General features: G+C 69.3%; 10 protein-coding genes. 6 read left to right on the forward strand and 4 right to left on the reverse strand.

Features of this window, described 5'->3' with window-relative positions:
- The first annotated feature begins 43 nt into the window (after positions 1-43).
- The gene (locus tag FG385_RS17125) at positions 44-1,978 is read left to right on the forward strand and encodes a S53 family peptidase (RefSeq protein ID WP_200834499.1); all 1,935 of its coding nucleotides are present in this window, start codon (positions 44-46) and stop codon (positions 1,976-1,978) included.
- Positions 1,979-2,098: 120 nt separating this feature from the next.
- On the opposite strand, the gene FG385_RS17130 is transcribed toward FG385_RS17125, so the two are convergent.
- A complete protein-coding gene (locus tag FG385_RS17130) occupies positions 2,099-4,867 on the reverse strand; it encodes an FAD-binding and (Fe-S)-binding domain-containing protein (RefSeq protein WP_235022613.1) in 2,769 nt (922 codons plus the stop codon).
- A gap of 82 nt (positions 4,868-4,949) precedes the next feature.
- Between FG385_RS17130 and FG385_RS17135 the strand changes: the two genes are divergently transcribed.
- Complete coding sequence (locus FG385_RS17135; RefSeq protein WP_139097753.1) at positions 4,950-5,735, forward strand: 2-keto-4-pentenoate hydratase; 786 nt, start codon at positions 4,950-4,952, stop codon at positions 5,733-5,735.
- A 54-nt stretch (positions 5,736-5,789) separates the two neighbouring features.
- On the opposite strand, the gene FG385_RS17140 is transcribed toward FG385_RS17135, so the two are convergent.
- From FG385_RS17140 to FG385_RS17150, 3 genes are read right to left on the reverse strand one after another with little or no spacing between them, the layout of a single operon-like run.
- Positions 5,790-7,796 carry a phage holin family protein gene (locus FG385_RS17140; RefSeq protein WP_139097754.1) on the reverse strand — a complete coding sequence of 669 codons (2,007 nt, stop codon included), beginning with the start codon at positions 7,794-7,796 and terminating at the stop codon, positions 5,790-5,792.
- A complete protein-coding gene (locus FG385_RS17145; RefSeq protein ID WP_139097861.1) occupies positions 7,793-8,362 on the reverse strand; it encodes a DedA family protein in 570 nt (189 codons plus the stop codon). Before FG385_RS17145 ends, FG385_RS17140 begins: the two co-directional genes overlap by 4 nt.
- A 23-nt stretch (positions 8,363-8,385) precedes the next feature.
- Positions 8,386-9,162 carry an MBL fold metallo-hydrolase gene (locus FG385_RS17150; protein WP_139097755.1) on the reverse strand — a complete coding sequence of 259 codons (777 nt, stop codon included), beginning with the start codon at positions 9,160-9,162 and terminating at the stop codon, positions 8,386-8,388.
- A gap of 563 nt (positions 9,163-9,725) precedes the next feature.
- Between FG385_RS17150 and gltB the strand changes: the two genes are divergently transcribed.
- The 4 genes from gltB (at position 9,726) to FG385_RS17170 (ending at position 18,377) form a co-directional block, all read left to right on the forward strand.
- Positions 9,726-14,255: a glutamate synthase large subunit gene (gene gltB, locus FG385_RS17155; RefSeq protein ID WP_139097756.1), complete on the forward strand. Its 4,530-nt coding sequence runs from the start codon at positions 9,726-9,728 to the stop codon at positions 14,253-14,255.
- The gene (locus tag FG385_RS17160; RefSeq protein ID WP_139097757.1) at positions 14,248-15,702 is read left to right on the forward strand and encodes a glutamate synthase subunit beta; all 1,455 of its coding nucleotides are present in this window, start codon (positions 14,248-14,250) and stop codon (positions 15,700-15,702) included. The genes gltB and FG385_RS17160 overlap by 8 nt, the downstream gene beginning before the upstream one ends.
- Positions 15,703-16,143: 441 nt before the next feature.
- Complete coding sequence (locus FG385_RS17165) at positions 16,144-17,538, forward strand: Dyp-type peroxidase (protein ID WP_139097758.1); 1,395 nt, start codon at positions 16,144-16,146, stop codon at positions 17,536-17,538.
- Between the two features lie 59 nt (positions 17,539-17,597).
- A complete protein-coding gene (locus FG385_RS17170) occupies positions 17,598-18,377 on the forward strand; it encodes a DeoR/GlpR family DNA-binding transcription regulator (RefSeq protein WP_139097759.1) in 780 nt (259 codons plus the stop codon).
- Positions 18,378-18,379: the final 2 nt, after the last annotated feature.

The following is an 18,379-nucleotide window of genomic DNA, read 5'->3' on the forward strand; positions in this document are numbered from 1 at the left end:
TCTCTGCGCAGTTCCGCCTTTCACGGAAGAGGGGAAGTCCGTAGTGCGAAGAGCTCTCACCCTGGCCGTTTCACTCGCCCTCGCGGGTGGCGCGGCCGCCGCGATCCCGGCGACGGCCGCCGCGCAGGGGCGTGCGGTGATCCCGCTGTCCCACCCACAATGGGCCACGCCGCAGTCCAAGGTCGCCGACACCACGTCGTCCTCGAAGCTGGACTTCCGCGTGTACCTGTCGATGCGCGACCAGGCCGGCGCGGAAGCCACCGCGCGGGCGGTCAGCGACCCGTCGAGCAAGACCTACCGCCAGTACCTCAGCCCGGAACAGGTCCGCGACCGGTTCGGCGCGAGCGACGCGACTGTGAACTCGGTGCACGACTGGCTCTCCGGTAGCGGCTTCTCGATCGGGGCCGTGCCGTCGAACAAGGCGTACGTCGAGGCCACCGGTACCGCCGACCAGGTTGAAAAGGCCTTCGCGGTCGACCTGGGCAAGTACAAGGTCGAAGGCCAGGTCCTGCGCGCGGCCGACCGGGAGCTTTCGGTGCCGACGTCGCTCGCGAGCGACGTGCTCGGCGTGGTCGGGGTGGACCAGGCCGACCAGTTGCTCAAGCCCGACCACACCACCGGCAGCCCTGGCGATGTCCCACCGTCGGCCGGTTTCCGCAACGCCCCGCCGTGCGGCAGCTACTACGGCCAGAAGGTGGACACCACCGACCCGGCCTACGGCGGCAAGAACCTGCCGTATGCCCCGTGCGGGTACACGCCCGCCCAACTGCGGTCGGCCTACGGGATCGACAAGGCGCACGCGGACGGCAGCGGCACGACCGTCGCCATCGTGGACGCCTTCGCTTCGCCGACGCTGTACGCGGACGCGGCCGAGTACGCCAAGCGCAACGACCCGGCGCACCCGCTGGCGAAGTCGCAGTTCTCGGAGAAGATCTTCCCGACCAACCCGGCGCAGGAGCCGCCGAACCAGTGTGACGCCGCCGGCTGGTACGGCGAGCAGACACTGGACGTCGAGGCCGTGCACGCGATGGCGCCCGGCGCGCACATCCTCTACGTGGGCGGTTCCGACTGCCAGGACGCGTCACTGGACCAGGCGCTGAACTGGATCGTCGCCGGCCACACCGCCGACGTCATCAGCAACTCCTACGGCGACGCGGGCGAGGACATCCCCGCTTCCGAGGTGCGGGTCTGGAACCAGATCGCCATCCAGGCCGCGGCCGAGGGCATCAGCGTCCTGTTCTCCTCCGGTGACAGCGGCGACGAGGCCGCCCGGCTGGGCACCCCGTCTGCCGACTTCCCCGCCTCCGACCCGTGGGTCACCGCGGTCGGCGGGACCAGCCTCGCCATCGGCCAGAACGGCCAGAAGCTGTTCGAAACCGGTTGGGAGACCGGCAAGAGCACCCTCACCAACGGCGCCTGGGTGCCCGGCCCGCCGGGGAGCTACGTCTACGGTTCGGGTGGCGGCACCAGCGTGCTGTTCGGCCAGCCCTTCTACCAGCAGGGTGTCGTGCCGGACGCGCTGTCCACACAGAACCAGCACGGTAAGCACAAGGGCCGCGTCGTACCCGACATCTCGGCGATCGGTGATCCCAACACCGGTTTCCTGATCGGCCAGACGCAGACCTTCCCGGACGGCGTGTACTACGACCAGTACCGCATCGGCGGCACGAGCCTCGCGTCGCCTGTCCTGGCCGGGATCGTGGCGGTGTCGGACAGCCTCACCCACTACTCCCACGGGTTCCTCAACCCGCTGGAGTACACGGTCGCGGCCCGGACGCCGGCGATCACCGACGTCGGGCACGTCGACGGCGGGGTGACCCGGGTGGACTACGCCAACTCGGTGGACAGTTCGGACGGGGTGATCGTCTCGGAGCGGACGTTCGACTACCCGAACCTGACGATCCACACCACGGGTGGCTACGACAACGTCACCGGTCTCGGTTCGCCCAACGGGATGGCATTCCTGCTGATGCCGTAAGTTCCCCGGAAGAAAAGGGCCGGCTTCCCGCTCGGGAGGCCGGCCCTTTTCCTTACCAGGCAACGGGCATCGTGCGCGGGCCGCAGCACCGGTTCACGTCACCGACCTTGACGTCCTCAGCTAACCGTGCCTGAGCGCGTCCCGGACCAGCTCCGCCAGGTGGACGGGCGAACGTCGCGACTCCTGCGCGATCTGCGTGCGGCAACTGAAGCCGTCGGAGATGACGACGGTTTCCGGCGCAGCTTCGCGGATCGCGGGCAGCATCCGGTCCTCGGCCACCGCCTTCGACACCTCGTAGTGCCCGCGCTCGAAACCGAAGTTGCCGGCGAGACCGCAGCAACCGGAGTCCAATGTGGAGTTCCGGATACCCGCCCTGGCCATGAGTTTCTCGTCGGCGGAAAAGCCGAGCTCGGCGTGCTGGTGGCAGTGCACCTGGGTGATGGCGTCGATGTCCAGTTCCCGCAACGGAAGTTCGGCTTGCTCGAGAAGCTCGGCGAACGTGCGCGTGCGCTCGGCGAGCAGCACGGCCGTTTTGTCGCCGGGCATCAGGTGCCCGAGATCACCGCGGAACAGGGCCGTGCAGCTGGGTTCGAGTCCGACGACCTCGTACCCGGCGTCGAGATACGGTTCGAGCACCGCGAGAGTCCGCCCCAGCACGCGTTTCGCCATGCCCAGCTGACCGGTGGAGACCCAGGTCAGTCCACAACAGACGTTCTTCTCCGGCACCACGACCTGGTACCCGGCGGCTTCGAGAACCTCGGTCGCCGCGTGCAGGACCTGTGGAGTGAGGTAGTTGTTGAACGAGTCCGGCCACAGCACGACCGGTTTGCCGCCCTCACGCGGCTTTCGCGACCGCGTGTACGGCCTTTCGGCGAAAGTGGGCAGCTGACGTTCCGGCGCTATCCCGCCGAGACGCTTGGCGAGCGCGGCGATCCGCGGCCTGCGCAGCGCGGCATTGGCGAGTTTCGGCGCCAGCGCGGAGACGCGAAGCCACAGCGGCAGCCAGCCCATCGAGTAATGCGACAGCGGGCGGATCCGGCCCTTGTAGTGCTGGTGCTGAAACTCGGCCTTGTAAGTCGCCATATCGACATCGACCGGGCAGTCCGAGAGGCATCCCTTGCAGGACAGGCACAGGTCGAGCGCGTCGCGCACCTCTTCCGAGCGAAAGCCGTCCGTGATCAGCTCGCCATTGACCATCTCGGCGAGCAGGTGCGCGCGGCCGCGCGTGGAGTGCCTCTCCTCGCGAGTGGCCCGGTAGCTCGGGCACATCACGCCGCCGCCGCTGGTGTTCCGGCATTTCCCGACGCCGACGCACCTCCGAATCGCCTCGCCAAAGCTGCCGTGGTCGCGCGGATATCCCAGCGTCACGGGGACATTCGGCGCCCGGAGGCGCAGGTCCGCGTCAAATCGCCGCGGCCGGACGAGTACGCCCGGGTTCATCCGGCCGTCCGGATCGAAGATCCCCTTGAACCGCTCGAACAGCGTCATCATCTCGGCGCTGTACATCCGCGGCAGCAGTTCGGAACGGGCCTGCCCGTCTCCGTGCTCTCCCGACAACGACCCGCCATGGGCGGCGACCAGATCGGCGGCGTCTTCCATGAACGACCGGAAGTTCGCGATGCCGGCCGTGGTCAGCAGGTCGAAGTCGATGCGCATGTGGAGGCAACCTTCACCGAAATGGCCGTACACCACGGTTTTCCGACCGTGCTGGGCGAGTAGCCGCTTGAGCTCGCGCAGGTACGCGCCGAGCCGCTCGGGCGGTACCGCCGCGTCCTCCCAGCCCGGCCACGCTTCCGAGCCGTCGGTCATCCGGGTCGCGAGGCCCGCGCCTTCCTCACGGATACGCCACAACCGGCGCTGTGCCGCGGGATCGGTCAGCACCCCGTGCGGGCGGCGCAGTTCGCGCGCCAGTTCCTCGGCGCGCTGCCGCGCGTCTTCACCGGACAGCTCCACCATGAGCCAGGCATTGCCTTCGGGCAGGCCGGAATCGCGCGCGCCGGGCAGCCCGATGTCGATTCCTTCGACGGTGAGCGGGTTCCTGACCAGGATGGCGGGAACGGCGTCGGCGGCGTCGATGTCGCTGCCGAAGCCGAACACGGCCAGCACCCGGGATTTCGGCAGGTCGACCAGGCTGACGGTCGCGTCGAGGACCGTGACACAGGTACCTTCGCTGCCGACCAGTGCGCGGGCCACGTTGAACCCGTTCTCCGGCAACAGATGTTCGAGCCCGTAACCGGAGACCCGGCGGCCCCAGGCCGGCAGTTCCTTACGCAGCAGGCCGAGATTGCCGTCCACGAGGTCGCGAAGCTCGCGGAATACTCGGCCTTCGGTGCCAGGCAAGGCGGCTCGACGGTCCACTTCGGAACGGGAGGTCGCGCCGACGTCCATCCGGGTGCCGTCGTAGAGCAGCACTTCCATGCTCTCCACGTTGTCGGCCGTGCGTCCCCACGCGACGGAATGCGAACCGCATGCGTTGTTGCCGATCATGCCGCCGATCGTGCAGCGGCTGTGGGTGGACGGATCCGGGCCGAACCGCAGACCGGACGGTGCGGCGACGGCCTGCAGGTCGTCGAGCACGGTCCCGGGGGCGACGCGGGCGCGACGGCCTGCCATCTCGTGCACACCGCTGAAGTAGCGGGAGGTGTCCAGGATCAGGCCGGGACCGGCGGCGTTGCCCGCGATGCTGGTGCCGCCGCCGCGGGCGATCACCGGCGCACCGGCCGCCCGGCACGCGGCGACGCCCGCGATGACGTCTTCGGCCGTCCGCGGCAGGACCACGCCCAGCGGTGCGTGGCGGTAGTTCGACGCGTCGGTGGTGTACAGCGCTAGGCTGCCCGCGTCGAATGCCGCGTCTTGCCCGGTCAGGAGCTCACGAAGGGTGTCGCGCACCCGTCCATTGAAACACCTCGCGTGTCCCGCCCACCGGCACGGCGGTCTTGCCCGCGCGACCGCGCTGGGTTTAGCTGGGGTCATGGAAACCTCAGCGGTGCGAGACGCCGCCGCGCGGTTGCTGCTCGCGTACGACAAGGGCGAGCCCACCGCTCCGGTGATCGAGTCGTTCCCCGAGGCGACGGTCGCCGACGCCTACCGGATCCAGCAGGAACAGGTCCGGACGTGGGTCGAACGCGGCGACGTGATCAAGGGGCACAAGGTCGGGCTCGCGTCGAAGGCCATGCAGCAGCAGATGGGCGTCGACCAGCCCGACTACGGTCACCTGCTGGCGGGGATGTTCCACCTCGAGCACCAGCCGATCAGCACGGCGTCGTTCCTGCAGCCACGGGTCGAGCCGGAGATCGGTTTCGTGCTGGGCGAGCGCTTGCGCGGGCCCGGCGTCACGGTCGCGGACGCGATCCGCGCCGTGGATTTCGTGGTACCGGCGCTGGAGATCGTGGCGTCACGGATCACGGACTGGAAGATCTCGATCGTCGACACCATCGCTGACAACGCGTCCTCGGGCGGGGTCGTACTGGGGAGCAAGCCGACGGCTCTGTCCGATGTGGACCTTCGGCTGGTGGGCTGCACGCTGCAGATCGGCGGTGATCTCGTGGCGACGGGTGCGGGCGCCGCGGTCCTCGGCTCGCCCGTCAACTCGCTCGTGTGGCTGGCGAACACGGTCGGCCCGCTGGGCGTCGACCTCGAGCCCGGGCACGTCATCCTGCCCGGTTCGATGACCCGGGCCTACCCGGTCCAGGCAGGCGACACGGCCTTCGCCGACATGGGCCCCCTGGGCACCGTCACCGCGATCTTCACCCCCTGACCCGCACCGCACCCCCACCCCGCTCGAGAGGGTTCGGCGTCTCGAAGGTAGATCTCAGTGGGGGGTGGGGTGGCCTAGTTTGGTGAGCCAGAGGCGGAAGAGGCGGTGCAGGGATTCGGCGCCGACGAGGGCGCCCGGGGGTTCGAACTCCTGCGGGTAGATCAGGAACGCCCGCTCCTGCGGGCCGCCGAAACCGCCGTGCGAACCGACATGCGGCTCGAACGGGGACGCCTCGTCGGTCTCCGGATCGTACCGGCTGTTGATCATGACGTCCGCGCAGTGTGGGTACGAGTCCACCCGCTTCATCAGCTCGGCGGCGTGCGGCCCCAGCGGCGGCAGCGGGTCGTCGCCCACGACGAACCCGCTGTCCAGCCTGTGCAACCCGTCGCGCCCCAGCACCACGGGGCCGAACTCCTTGCTGCGCACCAGCATGAACCCGACCCCGGGGTGATCGACCAGCGTGGGCAGCAACTCCGGGTACTCCCGCTCGATCGTCTCCAGCTCGACGCGGCCTTCGTGGTCGGTGAACGAGACCATCGCGACATGCCCGGACACCGTGACGACGACGCCCGGCGCCACCCGGTTCACCTCGGTCCGCCCGTCCGCCCGCAGCCGGTGCTCGATCCGCCCCGCGCGCGTCGCCCGGTCCCGCAGCCGTTGCGCGATCGGCCCGCCGCCGGAAACCTCCTCCACCGGACCGCCACACAGTCGCCCGATGAGGTCCTCGACCGGCTCGCCGAACCGGTCGGCGAACGCCCAGCCCTGTGTCTGCCCGTGATCGGACAGCACCACGAGGTGGTACTGCCGGGGCGCGAGCTTCGCCGCCCGGTACAGCCGCCCGATCTGCTGGTCGATCGCGCGGAGTACCGCCAGTGAATCGAACCGCTCGATCCCGGAATGGTGCGCGACCTCGTCGTAGCCGAGGAAGTCCGCGTACACCACCGAACGCCCGGCGAGCATGTCCTCCAGCACGGCCGAAACGACGACGTCCCGCGCGATCACCGTGGTGCCCGGCCGCGCGAACGGGTAGATACCGCCTCGCTTGACCCTGGGCCGCACGCCGGCCCGGCGCTGCTTCGCCGCTGCCGACAGTTCGCGCCCCACGTCCATCAGTGCCGCCCCGAGGGTGTGCACGGCGTTCACCGGGTTCGCGAAGTACGTGTAGTAGCCGGCGCCGACCCGGTCGTCCCGCCGGCGCCGTAACCCCTTGGGCAGCAGCACCGAAACCGCGCTCATGGTGAGGCTGAAATGCGGCGCGTCCCCGGTGAACAGGTTGCCGTGGCTCGCGCCGTCGACCGCGAGCAGACCCCGCCCGTCGGAGTGCCGGCGCTCGATCTCCGCCGCGTCCCGCGGGTGCGCGCAGGCCATCACGTGGTCGCGGTCCTTTTCGTACCAGCGGAAACCGAGGATGTCGTGGTTCGAGCCGTGCAGGATGCCGCTCACGCTCGAGCCGGTCTGCGAGCTCCAGTCGGTCCGCCACATCGACAGCTTGTGGCTGCCGGCCGCGAGCCACCGCGCGAGCGTCGGCATGTCCCCGTCACGCACGGCGCGACGCACCACGTCGTAGCCCAGCCCGTCGACCTGCAGGAAGATCACCCCCGGTGGCTGATCGGCGAGGTGGCCGGGGCCGCGCCGGCTGCGGCGGATCGCGCGGCGGAAGAAGATCTCGTCCTCGTCGATCGCGAGCACGCTGCTGACGATCGCGTTCACCACGGAAATCCCGAGCACGACAAGGATCCCCGTGCGCGGGCTGGCCACCTCGACCCCGGGCACCGCGGCGAGCGCGGCGAACGCGCCGGCGCCCAGCAACAGGAAACTGCCGATACCGAGCGTGAACAACGCGATCGGCAGCGCGACCCGCAGCACCAGCGGCCATACGACACTGGTCAGCAGGGACAGCAGCAGGGCGCACACGATCGGCTGCCACCACTGCGGCATGTCGAACCCGGCGAGCAGGAGATCCAGGCCGTGCAGGGCGAGCGCGACGGTCAGCAGCACGAGTGCCATGCGGGCGGCGGTGCGTCCACGCCGCAGCAGGCGCCCCCGTTCCGCTTCCGTCATGACTCCACCTTCGACCGGTTCCGGCGCCACTTCGCGACCAGGTTCACCACGGCCGTCACCACCAGCACCAGCACCGCGGCCAGCACGGTGGCGATCAGCGGCGAGTCGAAGATGCCTCCGCTCATCACCCCGAGCAGCGCGTACGCGACCGCCCACAAAACACAAGCCGCGAGCGTCGCCGGCAGCAACCGCCGCCACGGGTAGGCCACCGTGCCCGCCGCGAGCAGCACCGGGATCCGGCCGGCCGGGACGAGCCTGCCGATCACGACCAGCTGCCAGCCCCGCCGGTCGAACCGTTCCCGGGCGCTGATCAGCCGTTCGGGCCGCTGCCCGCGGGCGAGCCACCGGACCGCCGCGTCGCTGCCCAGCCGCGCGACCGCGAACGTGGTGACATCCCCCGCTCCCGCGCCGGCCGTGGCGAACATGAGCACCAGCGGCAGCGACAGGTGCGGGGTCGTCATCGCGACCGCGGCCGCGGCGCCGACGAGCGCCCCGGTGGGCACGATCGGCACGATCGATCCGATCAGGACACCGAAAAAGAGGGTGGGATATCCGATCGACGACATGTTCGACCAGTCGAGCGCGAGCGTCACCCGGTCACCTCGGCCAGTTCGACGCGCGCGCCGGGCCGGGTGACGAGCACCTCGGTATGCGCCGCCGCCGCGTCCGCGAACCGCCGGGGCGGCTCGGCGAGCAGGCGGCGCATCTTCGATGTCCGGGCCAGACCCGGCACCGCGAGCGTGCCCCAGTGCACCGGGACGGTCACGCCGGGTTTGATCAGGCCGGTCGCTTCGGCCGCGCGCTCGGGATCGAGATGCCCGGGCCCGAGACTCGGCCCCCAGCCCCAAACGGGCAGGAGCGCGACGTCGATCGGCGGCAGTTCCCCCATGCCCTGGTGCAGATCCGTGTCCCCGGCGACGTAGACGCGGCGCGCACCGGACTCGACGACATGCCCGACCGCAGGCGCGTGCGGACCGTGCGTGAACCGTGGCCCCCAGCGATGCGCGGCGTGATCCGCGTGCACCGCGGTGACCGTCAGTTCACCGTCTTCGAGCCGTTCCCCGGCGCCCAGCTCGTCCACCCGCCGGAAACCCCGGCGCCGCAACCAGTCCCCGGCCCCGCGCGGCACCACGATCCGCACGTCCGGGCCGAGCATGCGGAGCGAGGGCAGGTGCAGATGGTCACCGTGCAGATGCGAAATGAGCACCAACTCGGTGCCTGCCCAGGATTCGGGCGGCAACGGCGGCACGACGCGCTTGAGACCGCCCACCTTCGGTGTCAGCACCGGGTCGGTGAGCACCACCCGGCCCGCTGTCTCCAGACGGACTGTCGAGTGGCCGAGAAAGCGCATGCCGAGTCCGTCCACTCCGTCATTATCCACAACCCGGACACGGCCACGGGGTGAGCGCGAGCGGGAACGGACGGTGGCTTGAGTAACACTACGGTTACTGGATCACTCGGCCACCCGGGTGGATCAAGGCCCTCTCCCACCCCCGGTTACGGGGCGTTTGCGCTGGTCACGCGGGGTACTTCAGGGGCGAAAGGAAACCGGGGCGATCGTCAACGCTTGCGTGGCATTTCCCACGTGGCGACATCGACGTATGTCGATAACAGCCAATTCACACTACTGTCATAAGACCCGGCGAACCCGGGGGTAACAACGCGCCGTGGAAACGGGTCGACCACACCCGGCTTTCCGCGCCCAAAACCGACGCCCGACGACGTGCACGACCGATGACGACCATGCGGCCACTCGCTGATGTGTGGCCGGGCGGTGAACGCTGCGCAGACCTCTGCCGCCCGCTCTCTCCGCCCGTAATCCCCTCTCGACTGACCATCGCGGCCCGGGACCACGCCGTTAACCAGGTCTGCCTAGACCTGCCCAATCGGGTGAACTCGTGCCGCCGACGCCCAAGGAGGCGGCCAGCCGTGACCCGCCACAGTTCGACCAGGCCGGAAGGCCTTTACGACGCGCAGTACGAGCACGACGCCTGCGGCGTCGCCTTCGTCGCCGATCTCGCCGGCCGTCGAGATCACGAGATCGTGCGGCAGGCTCTCGTCGCACTGCGCAACCTCGAACACCGTGGCGCCAGAGGAGCGGAGCCCGATACCGGTGACGGGGCGGGCATCCTGATCCAGGTCCCGGACGCGTTCTACCGCGAGGTCGTGGACTTCGCGCTGCCGGACGCGGGCGGATACGCGGTGGGCACGGTGTTCTTGCCGACCGACGCCCTGCGCCGCGGCCGCGCGATGAGCGCGATCGAAAGCATCGCCGCGGAAGAGGGCATGTCGGCGCTCGGCTGGCGTGAGCTGCCGGTGGACACCGAGCATGTGGGGCCGACGGCGAAGAGCGTGATGCCGCATTTCAGCCAGGTCTTCCTGGCGCCGCGCGAAGAGGGCGTGACGGGGCTGGAACTCGAGCGCATCGCCTTCTGCGTACGTAAGCGGGCCGAGCACGCGCTCGAGTCCGAGGACGTGTACTTCCCCAGCCTGTCCTCGCGGACGATCGTCTACAAGGGAATGCTGACCGAGCCGCAGGTCGCGCGGTTCTTCCCCGACCTGACCGACGAACGCGTGGTGAGCGCGATCGGGCTCGTGCACTCCCGCTTCTCCACCAACACGTTCCCGTCGTGGCCGCTCGCGCACCCCTACCGGTTCGTGGCGCACAACGGCGAGATCAACACGTTGCGCGGCAACCGGAACTGGATGGACGCGCGCGAGTCGATGCTCGCGACCGACCTCATTCCCGGTGACCTCAAGCGGATCTACCCGGTCATCACGCGCGGCGCGAGTGACTCCGCCACGTTCGACGAGGTCCTGGAGATGCTGCACCTGGGCGGGCGCAGCCTGCCGCACGCGGTGCTGATGATGATCCCCGAGGCGTGGGAAAACCACGAGGAGATGGAGCCCGCGCGCCGCGCGTTCTACGAGTACCACTCCGCGCTGATGGAGCCGTGGGACGGCCCCGCGCTGGTGTCGTTCACCGACGGCACGCAGATCGGCGCGGTGCTGGACCGCAACGGCCTGCGCCCGGCGCGGTACTGGGTGACCGAAGACGGGCTCGTCGTGCTCGCCAGCGAGGTCGGCGTGCTGGAACTGGACCCGGCGAGCATCGTGCGCAAGGGCAGGCTCGAGCCGGGCCGGATGTTCCTCGTCGACACCGCGAAGGGGCGGATCATCGACGACGAGGAGATCAAGGGCGAACTGGCCGCGCACCACCCGTACGGCGATTGGGTCGGCAACGGCCTGGTACGGCTGGAAGAGCTGCCCGAGCGTGAGCGCGAGGTGCCGACGCACGCGTCGCTCGTGCGGCGGCAGCAGTCCTTCGGCTACACCGAAGAAGAGCTGGAGACGCTGCTCGAACCGATGGCCCGCACCTCCGCGGAACCGATCGGCTCGATGGGCAACGATTCGCCGCTCGCGCCGCTGTCGAGCCGGCCGCGGTCGATCTTCGACTACTTCACCCAGTTGTTCGCGCAGGTGACGAACCCGCCGCTGGACGCGATCCGCGAGGAGCTGGTGACCTCGCTCGGCACGCAACTGGGCGCCGAGCCGAACCTGCTGGACGCCGGACCGGAGCACTGCCGCAAGATCGTGCTGCCGTTCCCGGTGCTCGACAACGACGAGCTGGCGAAGCTCGTGCACATCAACGACGACGGCGATCTGCCCGAGTTCCAGGCCGTGACCGTGCTGGGCCGGTACGAGGTCGACGGTGGCGGCAAGGCGCTCGTGGCGCGGCTCAACGAGATCTGCGCCGAGGTGTCCGAGGCGATCGAGGACGGCGCGCGGCTGATCGTGCTGTCCGACCGCGGTGTGGATGGGAAGCATGCGGCGATCCCGTCGCTGCTGCTCACCGGTGCGGTGCACCACCATCTGGTCCGCCAGAAGACGCGGACGCAGGTCGGTCTCGTCGTGGAGTCCGGCGACGCGCGCGAAGTGCACCACATCGCGCTGCTGATCGGGTACGGGGTCGCCGCGGTGAACCCGTACCTCGCGATGGCGACCGTCGAAGAGCTCGCGCATCAGGGCAAGATCCCCGGTGTCACCCCGCACCAGGCCACGCGGAACCTCATCAAGGCACTCGGCAAGGGCGTGCGCAAGACGATGTCGAAGATGGGAGTGTCCACTGTGGCCTCCTACACCGGCGCCCAGATCTTCGAGGCGATCGGGCTCGGCGAGGAGGTCATCGACACCTGCTTCGCGGGCACCACTTCGCGGCTGGGCGGGGTCGGGTTCGACACGCTCGCACTCGAGGTTTCGAAACGGCACGAGCGCGCGTTCCCCCGTGACGACATCCGGCCCTCGCATCGCGAGCTGGAGACCGGCGCGGACTACCAGTGGCGCCGCGAGGGCGAACCGCACCTGTTCAACCCCCATACGGTGTTCAAGCTGCAGCACTCGACGCGGACCGGGAAGTACGAGATCTTCAAGGAGTACACGCAGGCGGTCGACGACCAGGCCGAACGGCTGATGACCTTGCGTGGCCTGTTCGACTTCCGCGAAGGCGTGCGGCCGCCGGTGCCCATCGAGGAGGTCGAACCGGTCTCCGAGATCGTCAAGCGGTTCGCCACGGGCGCGATCTCCTACGGTTCGATCTCGCAGGAGATGCACCAGACGCTGGCCATCGCGATGAACCGGCTCGGCGGCAAGTCCAACACCGGTGAGGGCGGCGAGGATCCGGAGCGGCTCTACGATCCGCAGCGGCGATCGGCGGTCAAGCAGGTCGCGAGTGGACGGTTCGGCGTGACGAGCGAGTACCTCGTGAACGCAGACGACATCCAGATCAAGATGGCGCAGGGCGCGAAGCCCGGTGAGGGCGGGCAGTTGCCCGGCGCGAAGGTGTACCCGTGGATCGCGAAGACGCGGTACTCCACGCCGGGGGTGGGGCTGATCTCCCCGCCGCCGCACCACGACATCTACTCGATCGAGGACCTGGCGCAGCTGATCCACGACCTCAAGAACGCCAACCCGGCCGCCCGGATCCACGTGAAGCTGGTGTCGGAGGTCGGTGTCGGCACGGTGGCCGCGGGTGTGTCCAAGGCGCACGCGGACGTCGTGCTCATCTCCGGGCACGACGGCGGTACCGGCGCGTCGCCGCTGTCGTCGATCAAGCACGCGGGCGGGCCGTGGGAGCTGGGTCTGGCCGAAACGCAGCAGACGTTGCTGGCCAACAGGTTGCGCGACCGGATCGTGGTGCAGACCGACGGGCAGCTCAAAACCGGCCGCGACGTGATGATCGCGGCCCTGCTGGGCGCCGAGGAGTTCGGCTTCGCGACCGCGCCGCTGGTGGTTTCGGGCTGCATCATGATGCGGGTCTGCCACCTCGACACCTGCCCGGTCGGCGTCGCGACGCAGAACCCGAAGCTGCGCGAGAAGTTCTCCGGCCGCGCCGAATACGTAGTCAATTTCTTCCAGTTCATCGCACAGGAGGTGCGGGAGTACCTGGCGCGACTGGGTTTCCGGTCCATCGAGGAGGCCGTCGGCCACGCCGAACTGCTGGACAAGCGGCGCGCGATCGAGCACTGGAAGGGCGCCGGTCTCGACCTGACGCCGATCTTCCACGTGCCCGAACTGCCGCCGCGGACCGCCCGGCACCAGGTGGTCGCCCAGGACCACGGGCTCGAAAAGGCACTCGACAACACGCTCATCCAGCTGGCCGAGGGGTCGCTGTCCTCCGGCGATCACGTCAAGCTGGAGCTGCCGGTGCGCAACGTGAACCGGACCGTGGGCACGATGCTCGGTTCGGATCTGACGCGGCGCTGGGGCGGCGAGGGCCTGCCCGACGACACGATCGACGTGACCTTCACCGGCACGGCTGGCCAGTCGTTCGGCGCGTTCGTACCGCGGGGCATCACGTTGCGGCTGTTCGGGGACGCGAACGACTACGTGGCCAAGGGCCTGTCCGGCGGGCGGATCGTCATCCGGCCGCCGCACGAGTCGCAGTTCGCGGCGGAGGACCACATCATCGCCGGGAACGTGATCTGCTACGGCGCGACCGGCGGTGAGATCTTCCTGCGCGGCAAGGTCGGCGAGCGGTTCTGCGTGCGCAACTCGGGCGCGCTGGCCGTGGTGGAAGGCGTCGGCGACCATGGCTGCGAGTACATGACCGGCGGGCGCGTGGTCGTGCTCGGCCCGGTCGGGCGGAACTTCGCGGCCGGGATGTCCGGTGGGGTCGCGTATGTGCTGGATCTGCCGGCGCTGCGGATCAACCGCGAGATGGTGGACCTCGATCCGCTCGACGACGAGGACACCGAGTTCCTGCGCGACGCGGTCGAACGCCATTACGCCGAAACGGATTCGGTGGTGGCACACGATCTGCTGGCCGACTGGGATGTCGCGGTAGAACGGTTCGGCAAGGTCATGCCGAAGGACTACAAGCGGGTTTTGCAGGCTCAGGCCGCGGCGGAACGGGACGGCCGCGACGTGAACGAGGCTATTATGGAGGCCGCACATGGCTGACCCAAAAGGGTTTCTCACCACTGGGCGGGAAACCCCGAAGAGCCGGCCGGTCGACATCCGGATCACGGACTGGCGTGAGGTCTACGAGGACTTCCATTCGACGAAACTGGAAAAACAGGCCGGGCGCTGTATGGACTGCGGGATCCCGTTCTGCCACCAGGGTTGCCCGCTGGCGAACCTGATTCCCGAGTGGAACACCCTGGTGTGGCGGGAAGACTGGCAGGACGCCATCGAGCGGCTGCACGCGACGAACAACTTCCCGGAGTTCACCGGCACCCTGTGCCCGGCGCCGTGCGAGACCGCGTGCGTGCTCGGTATCAACGACGATCCGGTGACCATCAAGCGCGTGGAGATCTCCATTGTGGACCGTGCGTGGGAGGAAGGCTGGGTCACGCCGCAGCCGCCCAAAACCCGCACCGGCAAGAAGGTGGCGGTCGTCGGCTCGGGCCCGTCGGGGCTCGCGGCGGCGCAGCAGCTGACGCGCGCGGGGCACGACGTGGTCGTGTTCGAGCGGGCGGACGCGATCGGGGGGCTGCTGCGCTACGGGATCCCGGCGTTCAAGATGGAGAAGTGGCGGCTCGACCGCCGTCTGGACCAGATGCGCGCGGAGGGCACGGAGTTCCGCGCGGGCGTGCACGTCGGCGTCGACGTCACCGCGGAGGAGCTGCGTTCGTCCTACGACGCGGTGGTGCTGTCCGGCGGCGCGACGGCGTGGCGCGACCTGCCGATCCCCGGCCGCGAGGTGCCCGGTGTGTACCAGGCGATGGAGTACCTGCCGCCGGCGAACCGGGTCGCCGCGGGCACGCTCGAGTCGACGCCGATCTCCGCCGAGGGCAAGCATGTGGTGGTGATCGGCGGCGGTGACACGGGTGCGGACTGCGTCGGCACCGCGCACCGGCAGGGCGCGGCTTCGGTGACGCAGCTGGAGATCATGCCGCGGCCGCCGCAGTCGCGTTCGGACGCTCACCCGTGGCCGACGTACCCGATGATCTACCGGGTTTCCTCGGCTCACGAGGAAGGCGGCGAGCGGCTGTACTCGGTGAACACGCAGGAATTCCTCGCCGACGCCGACGGGAACCTGCGGGCGCTGCGCCTGGTCGAGGTACGCAACGAGGGCGGCAGGTTCGTCCCGGTCGAGGGGACGGACCAGGAGCTGCCGGCCCAGCTCGTGCTGCTGGCGATGGGTTTCGTCGGCCCGCAGCGCGAGGGTCTGCTCTCCGACCTCGGCGTCGAACTGGACGCTCGCGGCAACGTCGCCCGTGATCAGGCGTTCCGCACCAGTCTGGACAACGTGTTCGTGGCGGGCGACATGGGCCGCGGCCAGTCCCTGATCGTATGGGCGATCGCGGAAGGCCGTTCCGCCGCCGCGGCCGTGGACCGGTTCCTCGTCCCGGAGCGGGACGTGCTGCCGGCGCCGATCGCGCCTACGGACCGGCCGATCACGTGAGCGCGTAGCAACCGTCGGGCGGGCGCCCGGGTCCGTGCCGTGGCGAGGTCACGGACCCCGCCCGGCGGTTCCGGCACGTCACGCAGGACATAGGACGTTCGACGCGTCGGCTCGACCCCCGGCTTGTGCGGCGCCGTTGTCGATTGTTGACACGAGTTGTCCACGATCGACAAGCGGATCGAGGATGGTGCAGTCGCCGAAGCGCGGCGATCGTGCCGGTCTCCCCTTCGAGGCGCATCGGCTGGTCCACGCCGCAGCCAGGCCACGACCCGATCCAGCGCGGTGGCATGCGTCGGCCAGAACACGCCCGGCGGCCCACCCTGCAGGCCGGTCAGTGAACCGCCGCTGCGACATCCGGGTGAACGTGGCGCCCGGACGCATCTGCGCGAACCATCGCCGCCACTTAGGGGGACAGGCACGTTCCTCAAGGAGGGGGTTCCCATGGCCGTTGACCTGTCCACCCCGCTGTCCTGGAAGTCCGCCACCGGCGACGCCGCGACCATGCTGGACGAATTGCAGCCCAACATCGTCAAGGCGCACGTGCGCGATCACCTGTCGGTGCTGTTCCTCGGTTTCGGTGACGCCGGGGAGGCGAAGGCCTTCCTCAGGGCGCTCGCCGGGCTGATGAAGTCCGCGAAACAGCACCTCGAGGAGGTCGAGGCGTTCAAAGCCGGCCAGGGCGGCGGCAGGCCGTACGTCGGTGCCGGGTTGAGTTCGGCGGGGTACGCGAAGCTGGGAATCACCGCCGTGCCGGGGGATCCGTCGTTCCAGGGCGGCGCGAAGAACGCCGTGGAGAACCTGACCGATCCGCCGGTCGGGTCCTGGGAGCAGCCGTACCAGCAGGCGATCGACGCCGTGGTGCTGATCGGTGACGCAAATGCCGCGGCGGCGGAGGCGACGCGGGCGGAGGTGCTGGGCCTGCTTCCGCCGTCGGTCACCGTGCTGGGCGAGGAAACCGGAACCGGGCGCGTCAACGCCAACGGCGACGGGATCGAGCACTTCGGTTACGTGGACGGGCGCAGCCAGCCGCTGTTCCTCACCGAGGAGATCGAAACCGAGCGTGACACCACCGACGGTATCAACGAATGGAATCCCTCGGCCTCGTTGAGCCAGATCCTCGTGCCCGATCCCGCCGCGCCCGATCCGGGCGTGCATTTCGGCAGCTATCTCGTTTTCCGGAAACTCGAACAGAATGTGCGGCTGTTCAAGCAGGCGGAACAGCATCTGGCCGAGCAACTGGCACTGACCGGCGAAGACGCCGAACGGGCCGGCGCCATGCTGATCGGCCGTTTCGAGGACGGGACGCCGCTCGTCGTGCAGAGCGCAGCCGGTGCGCACAGCCCGGTCGAGAACGATTTCAGCTACGACAGCGACAAGCTCGCGCAGAAATGCCCCTTCCAGGCGCACATCCGCAAGACGAACCCGCGCGGATCGGGCGGCGCCGAGCCGCCGGAAGCCGAGCGTGCGCACCTGATGGCGCGGCGAGGGCAGACCTACGGGCAGCGCACCGACGACCCGAACGGCGACGTGCCGCCGGAGTACCGGCCGGAAAACGGCGTCGGGCTGCTGTTCATGGCCTTCAACAGCAGTCTGGGCAACCAGTTCGAGTTCACGCAGCGGTTGTGGGCGAACAACGCCGGCTTCCCGGTCACCCCGGACGGTTCGCGGCCTGGTCTGGACCCGGTCATCGGCCAGGGCGAGCGGCCCGGTTCGAACTATTCCCGCGATTGGGGGCACAACGATTTCCAGGCCGTCGATCCGATACCCCAGGCGGTCACGCTCCTGGGCGGAGAATACTTCTTCGCGCCGTCGCTTGCCTTCCTTCGCGGTCTGTGAGTAAACGGCCAACCGGACACCGATTTCCTTTCTGCGGGAGAGACGGGTAGTAGTTAGACGTGGACCGGCACGAGCGCCTGAACGCGTTGCTGGAAATGGTCGGGCAGCGCGCCAGAATAGACGTCGAAGAAAGCGCGAGAGAACTCCGGGTTTCTCCCGCGACGATCCGGCGCGACCTCGATCATCTGGCCGGCCGGCAATTGCTGACCCGGACGCGCGGCGGGGCCACGGCGAGCAATGTCGCCTATGATCTGCCGTTACGCCAGAAAACGGCGGGTCATGCCGCGCAGAAGCACCGGATCGGGCTGGCGGCGGCGCGCCTGGCGCACCGCGGAATGGTCATCGGCATCGCCGGGGGCACCACCGCGACCGAGGTCAGCCGGGCGCTGGCCACCCGGCCGGAGTTCAACGAGGGGGACGCCACGCTCACGGTGGTCACGAACGCGCTGAACATCGCGCACGAACTGACGCTGCGGCCGAGCATCAAGGTCGTGACCACCGGTGGCGTCGCCCGTACCCGGTCGTTCGAACTGACCGGCCCGCTGGCGGCGCCGGTACTGAACGAGCTCAGCCTGGACCTGGTGTTCATCGGCGCCGGTGCGGTCGACCCCGTGCGTGGCCTCTACGCCGGCCACGAAGCGGAGGCCAGCGTCAACCGCCTGTTCACCAGGCACGCGCAGAAGGTCGTCGCGGTCGCGGACAGCTCGAAACTCGGCGCATTCGCGTTCGCCCGGATCTGCGGGCCGGCGGACATCCAGACACTGATCACCGACACCGACGCGGATCCCGCGCAGGTGGCCGCCTTCGAGCGGGCGGGCGTCGAGGTGATCAGGGCGTGACG

Origin of the sequence: Amycolatopsis alkalitolerans, assembly GCF_006152065.1 — a bacterium.
GTDB lineage: Bacteria > Actinomycetota > Actinomycetes > Mycobacteriales > Pseudonocardiaceae > Amycolatopsis_E > Amycolatopsis_E alkalitolerans.